The organism is Aquibium pacificum (assembly GCF_040839445.1).
Lineage (GTDB): Bacteria > Pseudomonadota > Alphaproteobacteria > Rhizobiales > Rhizobiaceae > Aquibium > Aquibium pacificus.
Window position 1 is genome coordinate 996,444 of the sequence record NZ_JBDPGJ010000001.1, and the last position, 14,970, is coordinate 1,011,413.

The 14,970-nt window shown below is 66.4% G+C and carries 16 protein-coding genes; 6 read left to right on the forward strand and 10 right to left on the reverse strand.

The features are described from left to right. The first annotated feature begins 70 nt into the window (after positions 1-70). The 5 genes from ABGN05_RS04835 (at position 71) to ABGN05_RS04855 (ending at position 4,551) form a co-directional block, all read left to right on the forward strand. Entirely contained in the window at positions 71-1,582 is a 1,512-nt protein-coding gene (locus tag ABGN05_RS04835; protein ID WP_367952842.1) for a sugar ABC transporter ATP-binding protein, read from the forward strand. A 50-nt stretch (positions 1,583-1,632) separates the two neighbouring features. Then, positions 1,633-2,667 (forward strand): ABC transporter permease, encoded by a 1,035-nt coding sequence (locus ABGN05_RS04840; RefSeq protein ID WP_367953153.1) that lies wholly within the window; start codon positions 1,633-1,635, stop codon positions 2,665-2,667. A 44-nt stretch (positions 2,668-2,711) separates the two neighbouring features. Then, a complete protein-coding gene (locus ABGN05_RS04845) occupies positions 2,712-3,764 on the forward strand; it encodes a substrate-binding domain-containing protein (RefSeq protein WP_367952843.1) in 1,053 nt (350 codons plus the stop codon). Between the two features lie 122 nt (positions 3,765-3,886). Continuing rightward, positions 3,887-4,132: a type II toxin-antitoxin system VapB family antitoxin gene (locus tag ABGN05_RS04850; protein ID WP_367952844.1), complete on the forward strand. Its 246-nt coding sequence runs from the start codon at positions 3,887-3,889 to the stop codon at positions 4,130-4,132. After that, positions 4,132-4,551: a type II toxin-antitoxin system VapC family toxin gene (locus tag ABGN05_RS04855; protein WP_367952845.1), complete on the forward strand. Its 420-nt coding sequence runs from the start codon at positions 4,132-4,134 to the stop codon at positions 4,549-4,551. The genes ABGN05_RS04850 and ABGN05_RS04855 overlap by 1 nt, the downstream gene beginning before the upstream one ends. Before the next feature lie 14 nt (positions 4,552-4,565). Here the strand turns inward: ABGN05_RS04855 and ABGN05_RS04860 are convergent, their stop codons facing one another. From ABGN05_RS04860 to ccoG, 7 genes are all read right to left on the reverse strand, one after another. Continuing rightward, complete coding sequence (locus ABGN05_RS04860; RefSeq protein WP_367952846.1) at positions 4,566-6,620, reverse strand: bifunctional aldolase/short-chain dehydrogenase; 2,055 nt, start codon at positions 6,618-6,620, stop codon at positions 4,566-4,568. 50 nt (positions 6,621-6,670) lie between these two features. Next, positions 6,671-7,654 (reverse strand): sugar-binding transcriptional regulator, encoded by a 984-nt coding sequence (locus ABGN05_RS04865; protein ID WP_367952847.1) that lies wholly within the window; start codon positions 7,652-7,654, stop codon positions 6,671-6,673. 139 nt (positions 7,655-7,793) lie between these two features. Then, positions 7,794-8,012 (reverse strand): hypervirulence associated TUDOR domain-containing protein, encoded by a 219-nt coding sequence (locus tag ABGN05_RS04870; RefSeq protein ID WP_367952848.1) that lies wholly within the window; start codon positions 8,010-8,012, stop codon positions 7,794-7,796. A 79-nt stretch (positions 8,013-8,091) separates the two neighbouring features. Then, positions 8,092-8,277 (reverse strand): cbb3-type cytochrome oxidase assembly protein CcoS, encoded by a 186-nt coding sequence (gene ccoS, locus ABGN05_RS04875; protein WP_367952849.1) that lies wholly within the window; start codon positions 8,275-8,277, stop codon positions 8,092-8,094. Next, positions 8,274-10,538: a cation-translocating P-type ATPase gene (locus ABGN05_RS04880; RefSeq protein ID WP_367952850.1), complete on the reverse strand. Its 2,265-nt coding sequence runs from the start codon at positions 10,536-10,538 to the stop codon at positions 8,274-8,276. The genes ccoS and ABGN05_RS04880 overlap by 4 nt, the downstream gene beginning before the upstream one ends. Beyond that, positions 10,535-11,032, reverse strand: coding sequence for a FixH family protein (locus ABGN05_RS04885; protein ID WP_367952851.1), 498 nt, complete (start codon positions 11,030-11,032; stop codon positions 10,535-10,537). Before ABGN05_RS04885 ends, ABGN05_RS04880 begins: the two co-directional genes overlap by 4 nt. Then, the gene (gene ccoG, locus ABGN05_RS04890) at positions 11,029-12,606 is read right to left on the reverse strand and encodes a cytochrome c oxidase accessory protein CcoG (RefSeq protein WP_367953154.1); all 1,578 of its coding nucleotides are present in this window, start codon (positions 12,604-12,606) and stop codon (positions 11,029-11,031) included. The genes ABGN05_RS04885 and ccoG overlap by 4 nt, the downstream gene beginning before the upstream one ends. Positions 12,607-12,810: 204 nt before the next feature. Between ccoG and ABGN05_RS04895 the strand changes: the two genes are divergently transcribed. After that, positions 12,811-13,104, forward strand: a complete 294-nt coding sequence (locus ABGN05_RS04895; RefSeq protein ID WP_367952852.1) for a ribbon-helix-helix domain-containing protein — start codon at positions 12,811-12,813, stop codon at positions 13,102-13,104. 103 nt (positions 13,105-13,207) lie between these two features. On the opposite strand, the gene ccoP is transcribed toward ABGN05_RS04895, so the two are convergent. Genes ccoP through ccoO form a run of 3 tightly spaced genes read right to left on the reverse strand, consistent with a single transcriptional unit; the run spans position 13,208 to position 14,968 of the window. After that, a complete protein-coding gene (gene ccoP / locus ABGN05_RS04900) occupies positions 13,208-14,071 on the reverse strand; it encodes a cytochrome-c oxidase, cbb3-type subunit III (protein ID WP_367952853.1) in 864 nt (287 codons plus the stop codon). 1 nt (position 14,072) lies between these two features. Continuing rightward, positions 14,073-14,225 (reverse strand): cbb3-type cytochrome c oxidase subunit 3, encoded by a 153-nt coding sequence (locus tag ABGN05_RS04905; protein ID WP_367952854.1) that lies wholly within the window; start codon positions 14,223-14,225, stop codon positions 14,073-14,075. A gap of 11 nt (positions 14,226-14,236) precedes the next feature. Next, positions 14,237-14,968, reverse strand: a complete 732-nt coding sequence (gene ccoO, locus ABGN05_RS04910; protein ID WP_367952855.1) for a cytochrome-c oxidase, cbb3-type subunit II — start codon at positions 14,966-14,968, stop codon at positions 14,237-14,239. Positions 14,969-14,970 lie beyond the last annotated feature (2 nt).

Consider the following 14,970-nt stretch of genomic DNA (forward strand, 5'->3'; position numbering starts at 1 on the left):
AGGCTCTGTCATTTGTCAATGATGTTGACAATTGCTCGGGTGGTGCCTAGCGTCGGATCGGGAGGAGTGCATGGCAGACACCGCCGTTTTCCGGATCGCGGGGCTGGGGAAATCGTTCGGGCCGAACGAGGTGCTGCGCGGCATCGCGCTCGACCTGCGCGCCGGCGAGGTCACCGTGCTCATGGGAGCCAACGGCGCGGGCAAGTCCACACTCGTCAAGATCATGAGCGGCATCCACCGCGCCGATCGCGGCGTGATGATGCTGGGAGATGCGCCGTTCCTGCCGGGATCGCCGGCCGACGCCATGCGCGCCGGCGTGGTGACCGTGCACCAGAACATCGACGACGGCGTTGTCGGCGACCTCGACGTCGCGACGAATCTCGTCCTCGATCGACTCAACGGTCCCGGTTCCGGCGCGTTCTTCAATCCCCGCCGCATCCGCCGCGAGGCCGCCGAGGTCGCCGGGCGCATGGGCCTCGACATCGACCTGAGGGCCGACGTTACCGAACTCTCGCTCGCCGACCGGCAGATGGTGGCGATCGCGCGTGCCATGGCGCGCGAGCCGAAGGTCATGATCCTCGACGAGCCGACGTCGTCGCTGTCAAGCAACGAGGCGTCCCGGCTCTTTGCCCTGATCGACCGGTTGCGCGAGCGCGGCGTGGCGATTCTCTACATCTCCCACCGCATGTCCGACATCCGCCGCCTCGCCGACCGCATCATCAGCCTGCGCGACGGGCGCATCGCCGGCGTCTTCGACGAAAAGCCGCTCGACTACGAGGGCGCGGTCAACGCCATGCTCGGCCAGAACCTGAATTCCGGAGGCCTCAGGTCCCGCGATGCTGACCGCGGCGTCTTCGCCGCCATCGACCTGTGCATCCATCCGGGCGCCCGGCCTTTCTCGCTGGCGCTTGGCACCGGCGAGGTCGTCGCCGTCACCGGGCTGGTCGGTGTCGGCAAGACGAAGCTCGCGGAAACCATCTTCGGGCTCACCGCGCCGGTTTCCGGGTCGATGAGCCTCGACGGCGCGCCTTACGCGCCGCGCACGCCGGCGGACGCGATCCGCAGCGGTGTCTTCCTCGTCGCCAAGGACCGGGCGCGCACCGGTATAGTGCCGGACTTCAACATCTACGAGAACATGAGCCTGCCTTTCCTGCCGCGCTTTTCGCGCTTCGGCGTCGCCAGCAGGCGCGGCGAACGGGCGGTCGCGCGAGAGCGGATCGCCGACATGAAGGTGGTCTGCCAGTCGGAGCGCGACGATCTGGCGACGCTTTCGGGTGGCAATCAGCAGAAGGTGACGGTCGCGCGCTGGCTTACCCAGCCGTCGCGCATGCTGGTGCTCGACGAGCCGTTCCAGGGCGTCGACATCTCGGCGCGGCACGACATCGCGGCCAAGCTGCGCGAGAGCGCCGGCAGCCGGGCGACGCTCCTGTTCCTCACAGAACTGGACGAGGCGCTTGAAACGGCCGACCGCATCCTGGTCATGTCGGAACACACGATCGTCGGAGAGCACCTGAACCGCGACATCGACATAGACCTGCTGCTCGCCGAGGTCGCGGGCAAGCGCCTCCAGGGCGCCGCGTAGGGCAGGTGAGGGAACGAGGGACGATGGACAGCGACGTGGCGGAACGCCCGATGACGCAGACGAGCGACGCTGTGGCGGCGCGGCCGCGCCTCGGGCTGCGTTCGGTGGCAATCCGTTACGGCTTCCTGGCGCTGCTCTTCGGGCTGGTCGTCTTCTTCTCGCTCGCCACGCGCGGTTTCGCTTCGCCGCAGGCCGCCGTCTTCATCCTGCAATCCGTGTCGATCACCGGTATCCTGGCGCTCGGCGTCACCGCCACGCTGGTGGTCGGGGGCTTCGACCTGTCGATTGGCTCCATCGCGACGTCGGCGATGATGGCGGCCGCCTACGTCATGGTCGTGCTGGAGCAGAACGCGCTCGTGGCGGTGCTCGCCTGTCTCGCGATCGGCGCGCTGGTCGGCCTGATCAACGGCCTCATCATCTGCTACATGCGCGTGCCGGACCTGCTCGCCACGCTCGGCATGATGTTTCTCCTGATCGGCGTCCAGCGCATCCCGACCGAGGGCCGCTCGATCGCCGCCGGCATGACGCTGCCGGACGGGTCGACCGCGCAAGGCACCTTCAGCGCCGAGTTCCTGGCGCTCGGCCGCCACCGCTTCGATTTCTTCATCGCGGACCTCGTGCCGGCATCGGTGGTGGTGCTGATCGTGCTGGCCATCCTGATCTGGTTCTTCCTCGAATACACGCGCTTCGGTCGCATGATGTACGCGGTCGGTTCGAACGCGCGCGCGGCGGAATTCGCCGGCGCGCCGGTCAAGGCCTACAAGATCTGGGCCTACGTCATCTCCGGCGTGTTCGCCTCGATCGGCGGCATCCTGCTCGCCGCGCGGCTGGGGCGCGGCGACATCGCGTCCGGCAACAATCTCCTGCTCGACGCGGTCGCCGCGGCGCTGATCGGTTTTGCCGTTCTGGGTGCGGCCAAGCCGAACGCCTTCGGCACGGCCATCGGGGCGCTCTTCGTGGGCATCCTGCTACAGGGCCTGACGATGATGAACGTGCCCTACTACACGCAGGATTTCGTCAAGGGCGCGGTGCTGGTCATCGCGCTCGTGTTCACCTTCGCGCTCCTGGGCCGCAATGGCCGCTAGGGCGGGAATGTCCGGAAATGCCAAATCAAAATGTGGAGGAAAGCATGAGAATTTCGCGTAGACACCTCGGGCGGCTCGCCGCCGGCTTCATGGGAGCCACCCTGCTGTGGCCGGCGCTCGCCGCGGCGCAGGACAAGCCGGCGCCGTTCGACAACCCGGGCGATGTCGAGATCGCGCTGGTGCGCTATCTCTCGACCGGCGACTTCTTCCAGGCCTATCTGTCGGGCGTGGAGGCCCAGGCCAAGGCGCTCGGCGTCAACCTGCGCGTCCTCGACAGCCGCCAGGACGCCGCCCTCCAGTCCGACATGGTGGACCAGGCGATCGCGCTCGGCGTCGACGGCATCATCATCCAGCACGGGCTGACGGAATCCATGAAGGATGCCGCGCAGCGCGCGGTGGATGCCGGCATCAAGGTCGTCGCCTTCGACGTCAACGTCGAGAACCCGGCCATACCGCAGATCGAGCAGTCCGACCGTGACCTTGCCCGCCTGGCTCTCGAACAGGCCGTCAAGGACAATGGCGAAGCGTGGAAGGCGGGCTACGTCTACGTCGCCGGCATCGCGCCGCTCGACCGCCGTGACGAGACCTGGCGCGAGTTCAAGGCGAAGTATCCGGGTATCGAGGAAGTGGCCATGTTCGGCACGCTCGACAATCCGATCGCCAACTCGGTAGCCAACCAGGCACGCTCGGTGGTCACGGCAAATCCGGACATCCAGGTTATGTTCGCGCCCTACGACGAATTCGCCAAGGGCGTGAAGATTGCCGTCGACGAGGCCGGCCTGTCGAGCTCGATCAAGATCTACTCCGCCGACATCTCGACCGCCGACATCTCCGCCATGCGCGAACCCGGCAGCGCCTGGGTCGCCACCGCCGCCACCAACCCTGCGGTCGTCGGCCAGGTGTCGGTGCGCGCCCTCGCCATGCTGCTCGCCGGTGAAGAACCGGGCGCCAGCGTGATCGTGCCGCCGACACTGATCACCCAGGCGGACCTGAACGACCAGGATATCAAGAACATGGAGGAACTCTCGGCCAAGCTGCCGCAGTTCGCCCATGCCGACGTGGCCATGCCGGACTGGATGCCGAACCCGAACGAGTAGGCGCCGGATAGTTGCATGAACGGGGAGGGCGGTCCGAAAGGGCCGCCCTTTTCGGTTCGGAGGAGACCGGGCGTTTACCGCTCCGTGCGCGAGATATATACTGTGCTCACTGGAGATATCTCATGGCGCTGTTCATCAGGGACGAGGCCGTCGACAGCCTTGCGGTCGAGTTGCAGAAGGCACTCAAGACGACCACCAAGAAGGATGCGGTCCGGGTCGCCCTGGAGAACGAACTGGAGCGGGTGAAGCGGCAGCGCACGCGCGCGGCTGGGATCACCGAGCTTCAGGAGAAGATCGCCGCGCTTGGTCCGAGCGACCCTGATTTCAACATGAAGCGATTCACGGACGAAATGTGGGGCGACATCTGATGTTTGTCGACGCCTCGGCGATCGTCGCCATCCTCGGCGTCGAGGAGGGCTGGGAGGAAATCTTCGCCGGGCTGGAGGAGAGCACCACCGGCCTCTTCATCTCCCCGCTGGTTCGCTTCGAAGTGGTCCTGGCTCTCGCTCGCAAGCAAACCCCACCCGCTTTGAGACCGACCCCCGCGACGTTCGATGCTGTCCGTCAGGTACTCGATGCGTTCCTCGCGCGCATGCAGATCGAGGAAGTTCCGGTTTCGCCGCAGGTGGGCTCGCTGGCACTCGATGCGCAATCGATCTTCGGCAAACTCGTCGGCCACCCCGCCGCGCTCAACTTCGGCGACTGCTTCGCCTATGCCTGCGCACGCTCCCTCGGCGTGCCGCTGCTCTACAAGGGCGACGACTTCAGCCGGACGGATCTGGCGTAGCGGCGCGTCGCACCTTACCGCAACGCAGCCGCGATGTTGCCGCCATCCACGGTCGTCACGTCGCCGGTCGTCCGTTCGGCCAGCGCATGGTGCAGGAAGGCCTGCGCCACGTCCTCGGCGCGCACTTCCAGCCCGAGCAGGTTGCCGCCCATGTAGTCCTTCTCCGACAGCCCGCGCGCCTTGGAGCGGCTGGCGATCATCTCGTCGGTCAGGAGTCCGGAGCGGACGCGGTCGGCGTTGACGGCATTGGAGCGGATGCCGAACTTGCCGTATTCAAGCGCGTATTGCCGCGACAGGAAGAGCGTGGCGGCCTTGGGCAGGCCGTAGGCGCCGAAATTCGGACCGGGATTGACCGCCTGTTTGGACGTGTTGAAGAGCAGCACGCCGCCGGTGCCCTGGATGCGGAAGATGCGCACGGCGTTCTGCGCCACGTGCTGGTGGGCGAAGAAGTTGAGCTCGAAGCTCCGGCGCAGCGTCGCGTCGTCGAGTTCGCCGATCCCGCCCTCCCAGGCAGCGCCGGCGTTGGAGATCGCGATGTCGACGCCGCCGAAGACTTCCGTCGCCCGTTCGAACGCCGCGCGCACGGCAGCGGGGTCCGTCACGTCGGCGCACACCCCGATCGCGTCGTTGCCGGCCGCGCGTGCGGTCTCCTTCGCCCGGTCGGCGTCGAGATCCACCACGACCACATGGGCGCCCTGCGCGGCGAAGGTCTTGGCGGTCGCGGCACCAATCGCGCCGGCGCCGCCGGTGACGAGCACGACCTGGCCCGACAGCGGCTTGGGCTTGTTGGAGGCAAGCTTGGCCTGTTCGAGCGACCAGTATTCAAGTTCGAAGAGGTCGGACAGCGGCAGGGGATGGAACGAGCCGATCGCCTCCGCGCCGGTCACCGCCTCGACCAGCATCTCGCCCACGTCGGCAGCGATCCTGGCTTCCTTCATGCTGCGGCCGTGGCCGAAGAGGCCGAGCCCGCGTACCAGGGTGAGCCGCGGCATGGTGTCGAGCATGGTGCGCGGGACGGAGTCGCGGGCATCGTTGGTGTCGAAATAGTCGCGGTAGCGGGCAGCAAAGCCGGCGACGCGCTCGCGCACCACCTCGCCATAGCCGTCGAGTTTTCCCGCCTCGGGCGCGGGCAGAACCATCGGGCCGGTCTTGATGCGGATCGACAGGTCCGGCGTCGAGACGCCGCGCGTCGCCAGTTCCTCCGCGTTGCCGGCGTTCACGTAGTCGAGGATCTTCGGCGATGTGCGGAAATCCGACACCATGCGGCCGAACCGGCCTTCGCCTTCCGGGATCGCGATGGCGCCGCGCAGGTACGGCCCGATGTCGCGCGGGCTCGCGATACTGGCTGGCAGGGACACCGGCCGGAACGGCGTCCGGCCCTTCTTCGCCACGTGATCCTCCGCCATGGTGACGAACTCGATCATCAGGTCGTAGGCGGTGCGGGCATCCTCGGCGAAGGTGAAGATGCCGTGCTTGTCGAGGATCAGCCCCTCCACCGAGGGGTCTGCATCGTAGATGTCGGCCGCCGCCTTGGCGAGATCAAAGCCGGGCTTGATGTAGGGTACGAACCCCATGCGCTTGCCGAAGACCTCGCGGCAGATCGGTTCGCTGTCTTCCTGGTCGACCAGGGCCAGGATGGCCGTCGAATGCGTGTGGTCGACGAATTTGTGCGGCAGGAAGGCGTGCAGCAGGGTCTCGATCGAGGGATTCGGCGCGTAGGGGTCGACCAGGTTGGCGCGCTGCATGGCGACCATCGCCTCGTCGCCGAGCGCATCGAGCTTGCGTGCCGCAAGCAGCGCATCGAGCTTCACCGCCGGAAGGCCGGCCGGCTCGATCACGCCCATGTCCCAGCCGCTGCCCTTGACGCAGAGCACGTCCCACACCTGGCCCAGGATGTCGGTTGCCTTCGTCTTCAGCGAGGTGTTGCCGCCGCCGTGCAGGACAAGGCGCGGTTCGCCGCCCAGGAGGCGCGTCGTGTAGACCCGCAGCGCCAGATCTTCCGACACGCCCTTGGCCGCGTAGGTCTCGACGAGTCTGCGGGCGTCGCTGTCGTTCCAGAGGTTCTGCATGGTCTTCCCGTTTGGTCCAAGAATGTTGATTGCGTGCGGCGGCCGTACAGTCAGGCGATCGCTTCGGTGGCCGTCGCGCCGGCGGGGTCTTGGCCCGCGCGTTCCAACAGGCGGGCGCCGACGGTGGAGGTCACGATCAGGTGGGTGAAGAAGCGCCCCCTGATCGCCGCTTCGAGAGGACCGAGCTTCTCGTCTTCCTGGACGACCATCAGCCTGCGCGGGATCGCCCGGATGGCGTCGAAGTCCGCGGAAATGACGCGCCGGTTGTAGTCGCAGTCGAGCAGGCGGCCCTCCGCGTCGATGATCTGCCCGGCGATGACCCCCGCCGCTCCCAGATCCTTAAGCCGCGCGAGCTCGGACAGTTCGAGCGCGCCGCACTTGATGACGTGACTGTCCGCGTCGAGCGTCCCGACGCTGAAGAGGGCCATGTCGCAGCTGCCGATTCCGTCGAGCTGTTCGCGGATCACCGGTTCCCGGCGCAGGTCGCCTGCGAGGTCTTCGGTGCTCAGTACCAGGGGTGCGTAAAAGTTCAGGCCGCGAGCGTTGAAGCGCCGCGCGATCTCCATCGTGCACTGGTCCGGCCGGTAGGAATAGGGCGATCCGAGATTTCCGCACATCTCGACCACGGTGACGCCCTCGCGGTCGGCGTAGGACATGGCATCGGCGATGGCATAGACTGTCCGGCCCCAGGCGACCCCCACTCGGTCGCCATTGCGCACCATGTCGACGAAGACGTTGGCCGCCAGGCGCGGGATCTCGGCGGCGGGATCGGCGATCAGGCCCTCGCGCCCGACCAGCCAGACGGTATCGAGCCCGAACACCTCCTCCAGACGCCGCGCGAGCATGTCTTCGCGGAAGAGATGGGTCGAGGTGGCGATGTTGACGACGCCCGTCTCGCGCGCGCGCCGAAGATACAGGGCGACCGAGGCGCGCGAGATGTTGAGCCGCTGGGCCACCTCGTCCTGGCGCAGGCCGTGGGTGTAATAGAGCCAGGCGGCCTTGTGGACGATCTGTTCTGCCGGACGATACGCCATGTGCCCCCTCCCGCTTGTCATTAGTCACGAGCATTGACAAAAGTCAACGTCCGCTGCCGCGCGGATGGAGGATGGGCGACGCCGGCCTGACCGGCTGCACCCGGAACGTCTGGTCAGACGGATGGCGTCTCGCGATTGATCAGGAGAGCTTGCGCAGTTCGGAATGGCTCTTCAGCACGCGCGCGCCGTCTTCCTGCTCGATCAGATAGGCAGGCTCATCCTGCGAGGCGTGCCGCTTCACCTCGGTTCCCTTGATGGTCCGTTTCACTTCATGGGTGAACTGGCGCGAGATCCTGCCTTCCGCCGTGTGGGCGCCCCACCGCCACGAAACCTTCGTGCCCTTCGCGTACGTGTCCATTGCCTGGCTCCTCGTCTTCTTCTGCGGGAGAAAGAGCCCGGGACGGCGAATCGTTCCAGATGGTGGAAGGTGCAGCGGATCAGTTGCGTGCGGACCGGGATGGCCGGTGCGTCGGTGCCGGGGGTTCCTCGTCGTCGACCAGGATCCGCTCGGCCGCTCCGTCCAGATCATCGTACTGGCCGCTGCGGAGGCTCCAGAGGAAGGCGACGAGACCCAGCGCGCCCAAGGCCAGAGCCACGGGAATGAGATAGATAAGGGCCGTCATGCTGCGCCTGCCACGAGTTTCATCCCGTCGACTGCGCGTTCCGCTTCTGCGGGTCTTCCTCCATGCAGCCGCATGGCGTTAGCGATCACGAGGATGGACGAGGCCGACATCGCCACCGCCGCGATCAGCGGCGTGACGTGGCCGAGAATCGCCACCGGCACCGCCACCGCGTTATAGACGATCGCGAGCCCCAGGTTCTGCCGGATCAGCCGTCCAGCCCTGCGCGAGACCGCCAGCGCGTGCGGGGCCGCCATCAGGCTGTCGCGCAGGAAGACGAAATCGGCGGCGTTGCGGCCGATGTCGGCGGCAGTGGACGGCGCCATCGACACATGCGCGGCGGCCAGTGCAGGGGAATCGTTTAGGCCGTCTCCGACCATCAGCGTCTTTCGTCGCTGGTCCGCGAGGTCCCTCAGCCGCTCCGCCTTGCCGGCAGGCAGCATGCCGCCTGCGAACGTCTCGACGCCGAGCTGTTCCGCAAGCGAGGCCACGGCCGGCCGGGCGTCGCCCGACAGGATTTCGACGGGACATCCCGCCTGCTTCAGCTCCGAGAGCGCCCTGGCGGCGCCAGTGCGGACCTGGTCCTCGAACCGGAACGTCGCGAGCCTCGTGCCGTCGCGGGCAAGGATCGTCTCGCCCTCGTGGTCCTTCCGGGGATCGCCGGATAGCGCCCAGCCGGCCCGGCCCAGGCGGTAGACGGTTCCTCCCGACACGCCCTCGACGCCGAAGCCCGGGACCTCGCGGATCGTCTCGAACGTCATTGCCGGCGACCACTGGCCGGCTGCCGCCAGAATCGCCTTCGAAAGCGGGTGCCTGGAATGCTGCGCGAGGCTCGCCGCGAGAGCCATGTCCTGCGAGCCAATTTCCGATGCATTGGTCAGGCGGGATCTGCCCATCGTCAGCGTGCCGGTCTTGTCGAAGGCGACATGGTCGATTTCGGCTAGGCGCTCCATGGCAGACCCATCCTTGACCATGATGCCTTCCTCGAAGAGGCGGCGCGCGGCCACGACCTGGACGATCGGAACGGCGAGCCCCAGCGCGCAGGGGCAGGTGATGATCAGCACCGCGATCGCGATCGTCGTCGCCCGGTGGAAATCGCCAGAGATGGCGAACCAGGCGACGAAGGTGGCGAGCGCGGTCAGGTGGACGACGGGCGAGTAGAGGGCGGAGGCCCGATCGGCGATCCGGCGGTAGCGCGCGCGCCCGCCCTCTGCGACGCCCATCAGGCGGATCATTTCGGCAAGGAAGGAATCCTGCGAACGCGCGGTCGCCCGCAGAACCAGCGGTCCGGTCAGGTTCAGCATGCCGGCGCGCACCTCCTCGCCGACACCGGCATCTTGCGGTGCGCTCTCGCCGGTCACCAGGGCGCAGTCCAGGTCAGATGCGCCTTCCGCGACCACGCCGTCGACGGGGATGCGTTCCCCCGCCGCAATGTGCAGTCGCATGCCGGGTTCGATCTCGGTCACCGGGATGTATTCGCTGCTGCCGTCCTCGCGCAGGTGCATCGCGCCGCGCGGGGCGAGACGAGCCAATCCGGTGACGGCCGTACGTGCCCGGTCGCGCATGACATGGTCGAGCGTGCGGCCGATCAGGAGGAAGAAGAGCAGCGAGACGGCGGCGTCGAAATAGGCCTCCTGGCCGTGATTGATGGTGTCGTAGAGGCTGAGCGCATAGGCGAGCGTGACTCCAAGCGCGATCGGCACGTCCATGTTCATGGTGCCGTGGCGCAGCGCGTTCCAGGCCGAGCGGTAGAAGATGCCGCCGGCGAAATAGAGTGCGGGAAGGGCGACCAGTGCGGAGATCCAGTGGAACAGGTCGCGCGTCGCATCCTCCGCGCCGGACCAGACCGACACCGACAAAAGCATGATGTTGGCTGCGGCGAAGCCCGCGATTGCCGTGGCGCGGACCAGTTCGGCGAGTGCTCGGTCCTTGCCCTCGGCGAGTTCGTCGAAGAGGTGGGCTGCGTAGCCGATCCGGTTGAGCGACTCCACGATCGGCGGCATTGCGTCCTCGCGCCACCGTACCGACACGCGCTTCGCCGACAGGTTCACCCGCGCGCTTTCGACGCCATCGAGTTTCGACAGCGCCGTCTCGATCGCGTGGATGCAGGCGCCGCAGTGGACGCCCGGAACAGACAGGTCGGTCTGGCGCAGTCCGTCGCCCACGGAGCGGCTGGAAAGCAGCAGTTCCTCCCGGGACGGGCCGGCGCTCCCGGCGTTGTCCAGTTCGGCGGCGGTTTCGACACCTGGGGCGCAGCAGCTCATTGCAGCACGCCGTCCCTGATCGTCACCCGACGCACGTCGCGATAGGGTGTTGCCATCCCGGCGTCCGCGTCGACCTCGACGATCCATGCGCCGTCGCGCAGGGAGATCGGGGCGGCGGCCCTTCCGCTGCCGGTCTTCATCAGCGCCACGGACTGGTCCTCGACGTCGGTGATCGGGCGGCGGAACTGCGCCACGGCCCCGTCGATCCGCACGGGCTTGCCGTCCTTGTCGACCAGCGAATAGATGAACTCTCCCTTGGCAAAGGCCATAGTGGCCGACCATCCGAGCGCGGCCTGCGCCCGGCCCGCCGCCGCCTTCTCGTTGAATTCCTGGCTTGCGACATAGGAGTTCTTCACGACGAGACCCGACCAGCTGCTATTGGCGAAGCTTGCCATGGTCAGGTTGACGGCGATGATGACCCCGAAGAAGGCCAGCATGATGACGAGCATGTGCCTGCCGGTGAATTCGCCGGACGTCTTGCCGCGCTGGTTCATCGTCTCTTCTCCGGTGCGTTGAACGTGGCCTTGTACTCGTCGGTCTCGAAGCTTGCCTTGTCCTCGACGACGAAGCGGAAGTGCTGGGTCTCGCGCGAGACGTGACGCGCCGGCTGGCGCACGAAGAATTTAAGCGTCCGCAGCTTGTCCGGCTCGACCGGAATGGCCAGCGAACGGCCCTCCGGCTGATCGATGCCGTTCGCCGTCATCACCGCGCCGGGAAGCCCCTGGATCGAGACGAAGATCACACGCGGCTCGGGGATCATGTTGAGCAGCTTGACGGTATAGCCGTTGCGGATCGAGCCGTCCGAAAGCGTCACGAATTGCGGGTTGCGGTCGTGCAGCACGTTGACCTCGAGCCGGTCGCGCGACAGCAGCGCCGTCAGGAGGGCAAGGCCGACGATCGTCCAGATTCCCAGATAGATGAAGGTGCGGGGGCGGAAGATCTTGCGCAGGTGGAAATGCGCGATCCTGTCGGAGAGCTTGCCGCCGTCGCGCACCCGGCGGGGATCGATGGCGGTCGTTCCGCCGGCCGTGGCGATCGCCATGTTGGCATTGTAGTCGTTGAGGGTCGCGTAGGAGATCAGGCCGCGCTCCTTGCCGACCTTGTCCATGACGCTGTCGCAGGCGTCGATGCAGAGCGCGCAGGTGATGCATTCGAGCTGCTGGCCGTCGCGGATGTCGATTCCCATGGGGCAGACCGCCACGCACGCGTTGCAATCGACGCAATCGCCGACGACGTCGCCCGCGGCGGCCGCCTTCTTGGCATGGCGCGACCGCGGTTCACCGCGCCAGTCGTTGTAGGTGACGGTGAGCGAATGCTCGTCGAGCATGGCCGCCTGGATGCGCGGCCACGGGCACATATAGGTGCAGACCTGCTCGCGCATGAGTCCGCCGAAAGTGTAGGTCGTTGCCGTAAGCACCGCGACCGTGATGTAGGCGATCGGCGCGGCATTGCCGGTGGCAAAATCGATCAGCAGCGACGGTGCGTCGGCGAAGTAGAAGATCCATGCGCCCCCGGTCGCCACGGCGATCGCCAACCAGATCGCATGTTTGGAGACTCGCTTGGCCACCTTGTCGAGCGTCCATGGCCCGGCATCGAGCTTGATGCGGGCATTGCGGTCGCCCTCGATCGCCCGCTCGACCACGAGGAACAGGTCGACCCAGACCGTCTGCGGGCAGGTGTAGCCGCACCAGGCCCGGCCGACGGTGGAGGTGACGAGGAAGAGGCCGATGCCGGCCATGACGAGCAGGCCGGCGACGTAGAAGAATTCCTGCGGCCAGATCTCGATGAAGAAGAAATAGAACCGCCGGTTGGCGAGATCGATCAGCACCGCCTGGTCGGGCGCGTGGGGACCGCGGTCCCAGCGAAGCCACGGCGTCAGATAGTAGATGCCCAGCGTGATGGCCATGATCAGCCACTTGAAGCGACGGAAACTGCCGCTGGCGCGCTTGGGGAAGATCTTCTTGCGCGGCGCGTAGAGCGGCTGGCGGATCTTCGCCGAATTGACCGCCTCGGCATCGAGACGTTCGACGGCCTCGGAGGAGGGCGGGTTTTTCACGGTCACGTTCATCGGCGGGCACTCTGAGCTAGCCTGTTTGGCCGGCTTCTCCCACGCCCACGCTGCCGCAGCCTTGATCAGCATCAAATGCGATCCGCAGCGACCACGCCTATGGGCGGTAGCGCCTATGTCGACAGCAACGTCATCATCTGATCGAACTGGCTATCGCCGGCAATGCTTCCGCCATCGTCACCCATTATCTGAGGGACTTCACACGTGGCGAACTGGTCTTCCGCCAGCTGCGCATCATGGGGCTGGCCCAATTTCTGGAGCACCTCAAATGAGCTGACGATCCGACTCCCGGACGGCGCCGCCGAACGGCTGAAAGGCCTTGCAAGGGCGCGGGGAATGAGCGTGAACAAGCTCGTCGAGCGCATGGCCTACGAGGCGATCGCATCGTTCGATACCGAAACCCGGTTTCGCGCGCACGCTGCAACGGCCGACGTTCCGGCCACTCTCGCTATACTCGACCGGCTGGACCGGGAAGATACGGAGCCGGACAAGGGTTAGCAGCCTCTCCGGAGGGAATCCTAAAAAGCAGAACCCGGCGTCGCTGCCGGGTTCTACAATCCTTCTCCGAGGAATCCGAGGGTTGCGGCGATAACGCCGGCCTTTACTCCCCGCCGCCCAGCGAGTGGATGTAGACGGCTAGTTCCTTGACGGTCGTCTCGCCGAGACGCGTCTGCCAGGCGGGCATGACCCCGTGCTTCGGCGCGCGGATCTGGGCGGCGATTTCGGCCTCGGTCGATCCGTAGAGCCAGATCGGATCGGCGAGGCTCGGTGCGCCGAAATCCTTCAGGCCCTTGGCATCGTCGCCATGGCAGGCGGCGCAGTTCTCCGCGAAAACCGTCGCGCCCGCTTCCGCCAGGTCGGGGTTGGACGGCGTGCCCGTCAGCGAAACCACGTAGGCCGCCGCCTGCCTGATCTGGTCCGGCTCCAGGATGTCGCCGAAGGCGGGCATCTCGGAGATGCGGGTCTCGTCGTCGCCGGCGAAACGGACGCCGTGGGCGATGGTCTGGTGGATCGCCTCTATGTCGCCACCCCACAGCCAGTCGTCGTCGTTGAGGTTAGGATAACCCGGCGACCCTTGCGCGCCCGTCGCATGGCACTGGATGCAGTTGACCTTGAAGGCCGCAGCGCCGGCAGCCGAAGCGAACTGGCGCAGATTGTCGTCGGCCAGAATCTCGCTGACGTCGGAGGCGCGGACGGCGGCCACGTAATCGCCCCGCGCAGATTCGGCCGCTTCGAGTTCCTGGCGAACTTCCGCGCGGCTCGAATAGCCGAGCACGCCGGTGGTGGCCGAGTTGATGAGCGGCCAGGCGGGATAGAAGATCATGTAGCCGATCGCCCACACGATGGTGGCGTAGAAGGTCCACACCCACCAGCGGGGGAGCGGATTGTTGAGTTCCCTGATGCCATCCCACTCGTGACCGGTCGTCGAGACGCCGGAGACCTCGTCGATGTGTTCCTTGCTCATTTCAGTCGTCCTTGAGTGGGATTTGCGCGGCCTCTTCGGCATGCTTGCGGCTGCCGGGGCGGAAGGCGAAAAGCACGACGCCGACGAAGAACAGGGTCATGAAAAGCAGGCCCCAGCTGTCGGCGAAGTGCCGCATGGCGGTGTAGATTTCCATAGCGGTTCTCCTCAGCGGTAGCCGGCGGCTTCGTCGTAGGTCGAGAAATCGACCAGCGTGCCGAGCATCTGCAGGTAGGCGACGAGCGCATCCATCTCGGTCAGTGCCGACGGATTGCCGTCGAAGTCGCCGAGCTTCGCCTTGGGATAGCGCTCCTCGACGCCCGACCAGTCGGCGTTTGGATCCGGCTGCGCCCGGAGGTCGGCCTCGGCACTGGCGATCATCTCGTCGGAATAGGGGACGCCGACGCGCGCATTGGCGACGAGGTGGGTGGAGAAGCCCTTCACCTCGAGCGGTGTCTCCTTGAGGAAGGAGTAACTCGGCATGACGGATTCGGGCACGACCGAGCGCGGCTCGATCAGGTGCTGGACATGCCATTCGTTCGAATAGCGGTCGCCGACGCGGGCGAGGTCGGGGCCGGTGCGCTTCGATCCCCACTGGAAGGGGTGATCGTACATGGACTCGGCGGCGAGGCTGTAGTGGCCGTAACGCTCCACCTCGTCACGGAAGGGCCGGATCATCTGCGAGTGGCAGACGTAGCACCCCTCGCGGATGTAGATGTTGCGCCCGGCGAGTTCGAGAGGCGAATAGGGACGCATCCCTTCCACCTTCTCGATCGTGTTTTCGAGATAGAACAAAGGCGCGATCTCGACGATGCCGCCAATGGTGACGACCAGGAAGGAACCGACCAGGAGAAGGGTCGCGTTTCGCTCCAGTATCGCGTGCTTGTCAATGAGTGCCATCG

What these genes read in the sequence shown, in the direction of transcription:
- ccoP (WP_367952853.1), bottom strand. Translation starts at nt 14,071, where the DNA reads ATGAGCAAGGAACACATCGACGAGGTCTCCGGCGTCTCGACGACCGGT.
- ABGN05_RS04855 (WP_367952845.1), top strand. Translation starts at nt 4,132, where the DNA reads ATGTTTGTCGACGCCTCGGCGATCGTCGCCATCCTCGGCGTCGAGGAG.
- ABGN05_RS04840 (WP_367953153.1), top strand. Translation starts at nt 1,633, where the DNA reads ATGACGCAGACGAGCGACGCTGTGGCGGCGCGGCCGCGCCTCGGGCTG.
- ABGN05_RS04905 (WP_367952854.1), bottom strand. Translation starts at nt 14,225, where the DNA reads ATGGAAATCTACACCGCCATGCGGCACTTCGCCGACAGCTGGGGCCTG.
- ABGN05_RS04885 (WP_367952851.1), bottom strand. Translation starts at nt 11,032, where the DNA reads ATGAACCAGCGCGGCAAGACGTCCGGCGAATTCACCGGCAGGCACATG.
- ABGN05_RS04880 (WP_367952850.1), bottom strand. Translation starts at nt 10,538, where the DNA reads ATGAGCTGCTGCGCCCCAGGTGTCGAAACCGCCGCCGAACTGGACAAC.
- ABGN05_RS04870 (WP_367952848.1), bottom strand. Translation starts at nt 8,012, where the DNA reads ATGGACACGTACGCGAAGGGCACGAAGGTTTCGTGGCGGTGGGGCGCC.
- ABGN05_RS04860 (WP_367952846.1), bottom strand. Translation starts at nt 6,620, where the DNA reads ATGCAGAACCTCTGGAACGACAGCGACGCCCGCAGACTCGTCGAGACC.
- ABGN05_RS04845 (WP_367952843.1), top strand. Translation starts at nt 2,712, where the DNA reads ATGAGAATTTCGCGTAGACACCTCGGGCGGCTCGCCGCCGGCTTCATG.
- ABGN05_RS04835 (WP_367952842.1), top strand. Translation starts at nt 71, where the DNA reads ATGGCAGACACCGCCGTTTTCCGGATCGCGGGGCTGGGGAAATCGTTC.
- ABGN05_RS04865 (WP_367952847.1), bottom strand. Translation starts at nt 7,654, where the DNA reads ATGGCGTATCGTCCGGCAGAACAGATCGTCCACAAGGCCGCCTGGCTC.
- ABGN05_RS04850 (WP_367952844.1), top strand. Translation starts at nt 3,887, where the DNA reads ATGGCGCTGTTCATCAGGGACGAGGCCGTCGACAGCCTTGCGGTCGAG.
- ccoO (WP_367952855.1), bottom strand. Translation starts at nt 14,968, where the DNA reads ATGGCACTCATTGACAAGCACGCGATACTGGAGCGAAACGCGACCCTT.
- ccoG (WP_367953154.1), bottom strand. Translation starts at nt 12,606, where the DNA reads ATGAACGTGACCGTGAAAAACCCGCCCTCCTCCGAGGCCGTCGAACGT.
- ccoS (WP_367952849.1), bottom strand. Translation starts at nt 8,277, where the DNA reads ATGACGGCCCTTATCTATCTCATTCCCGTGGCTCTGGCCTTGGGCGCG.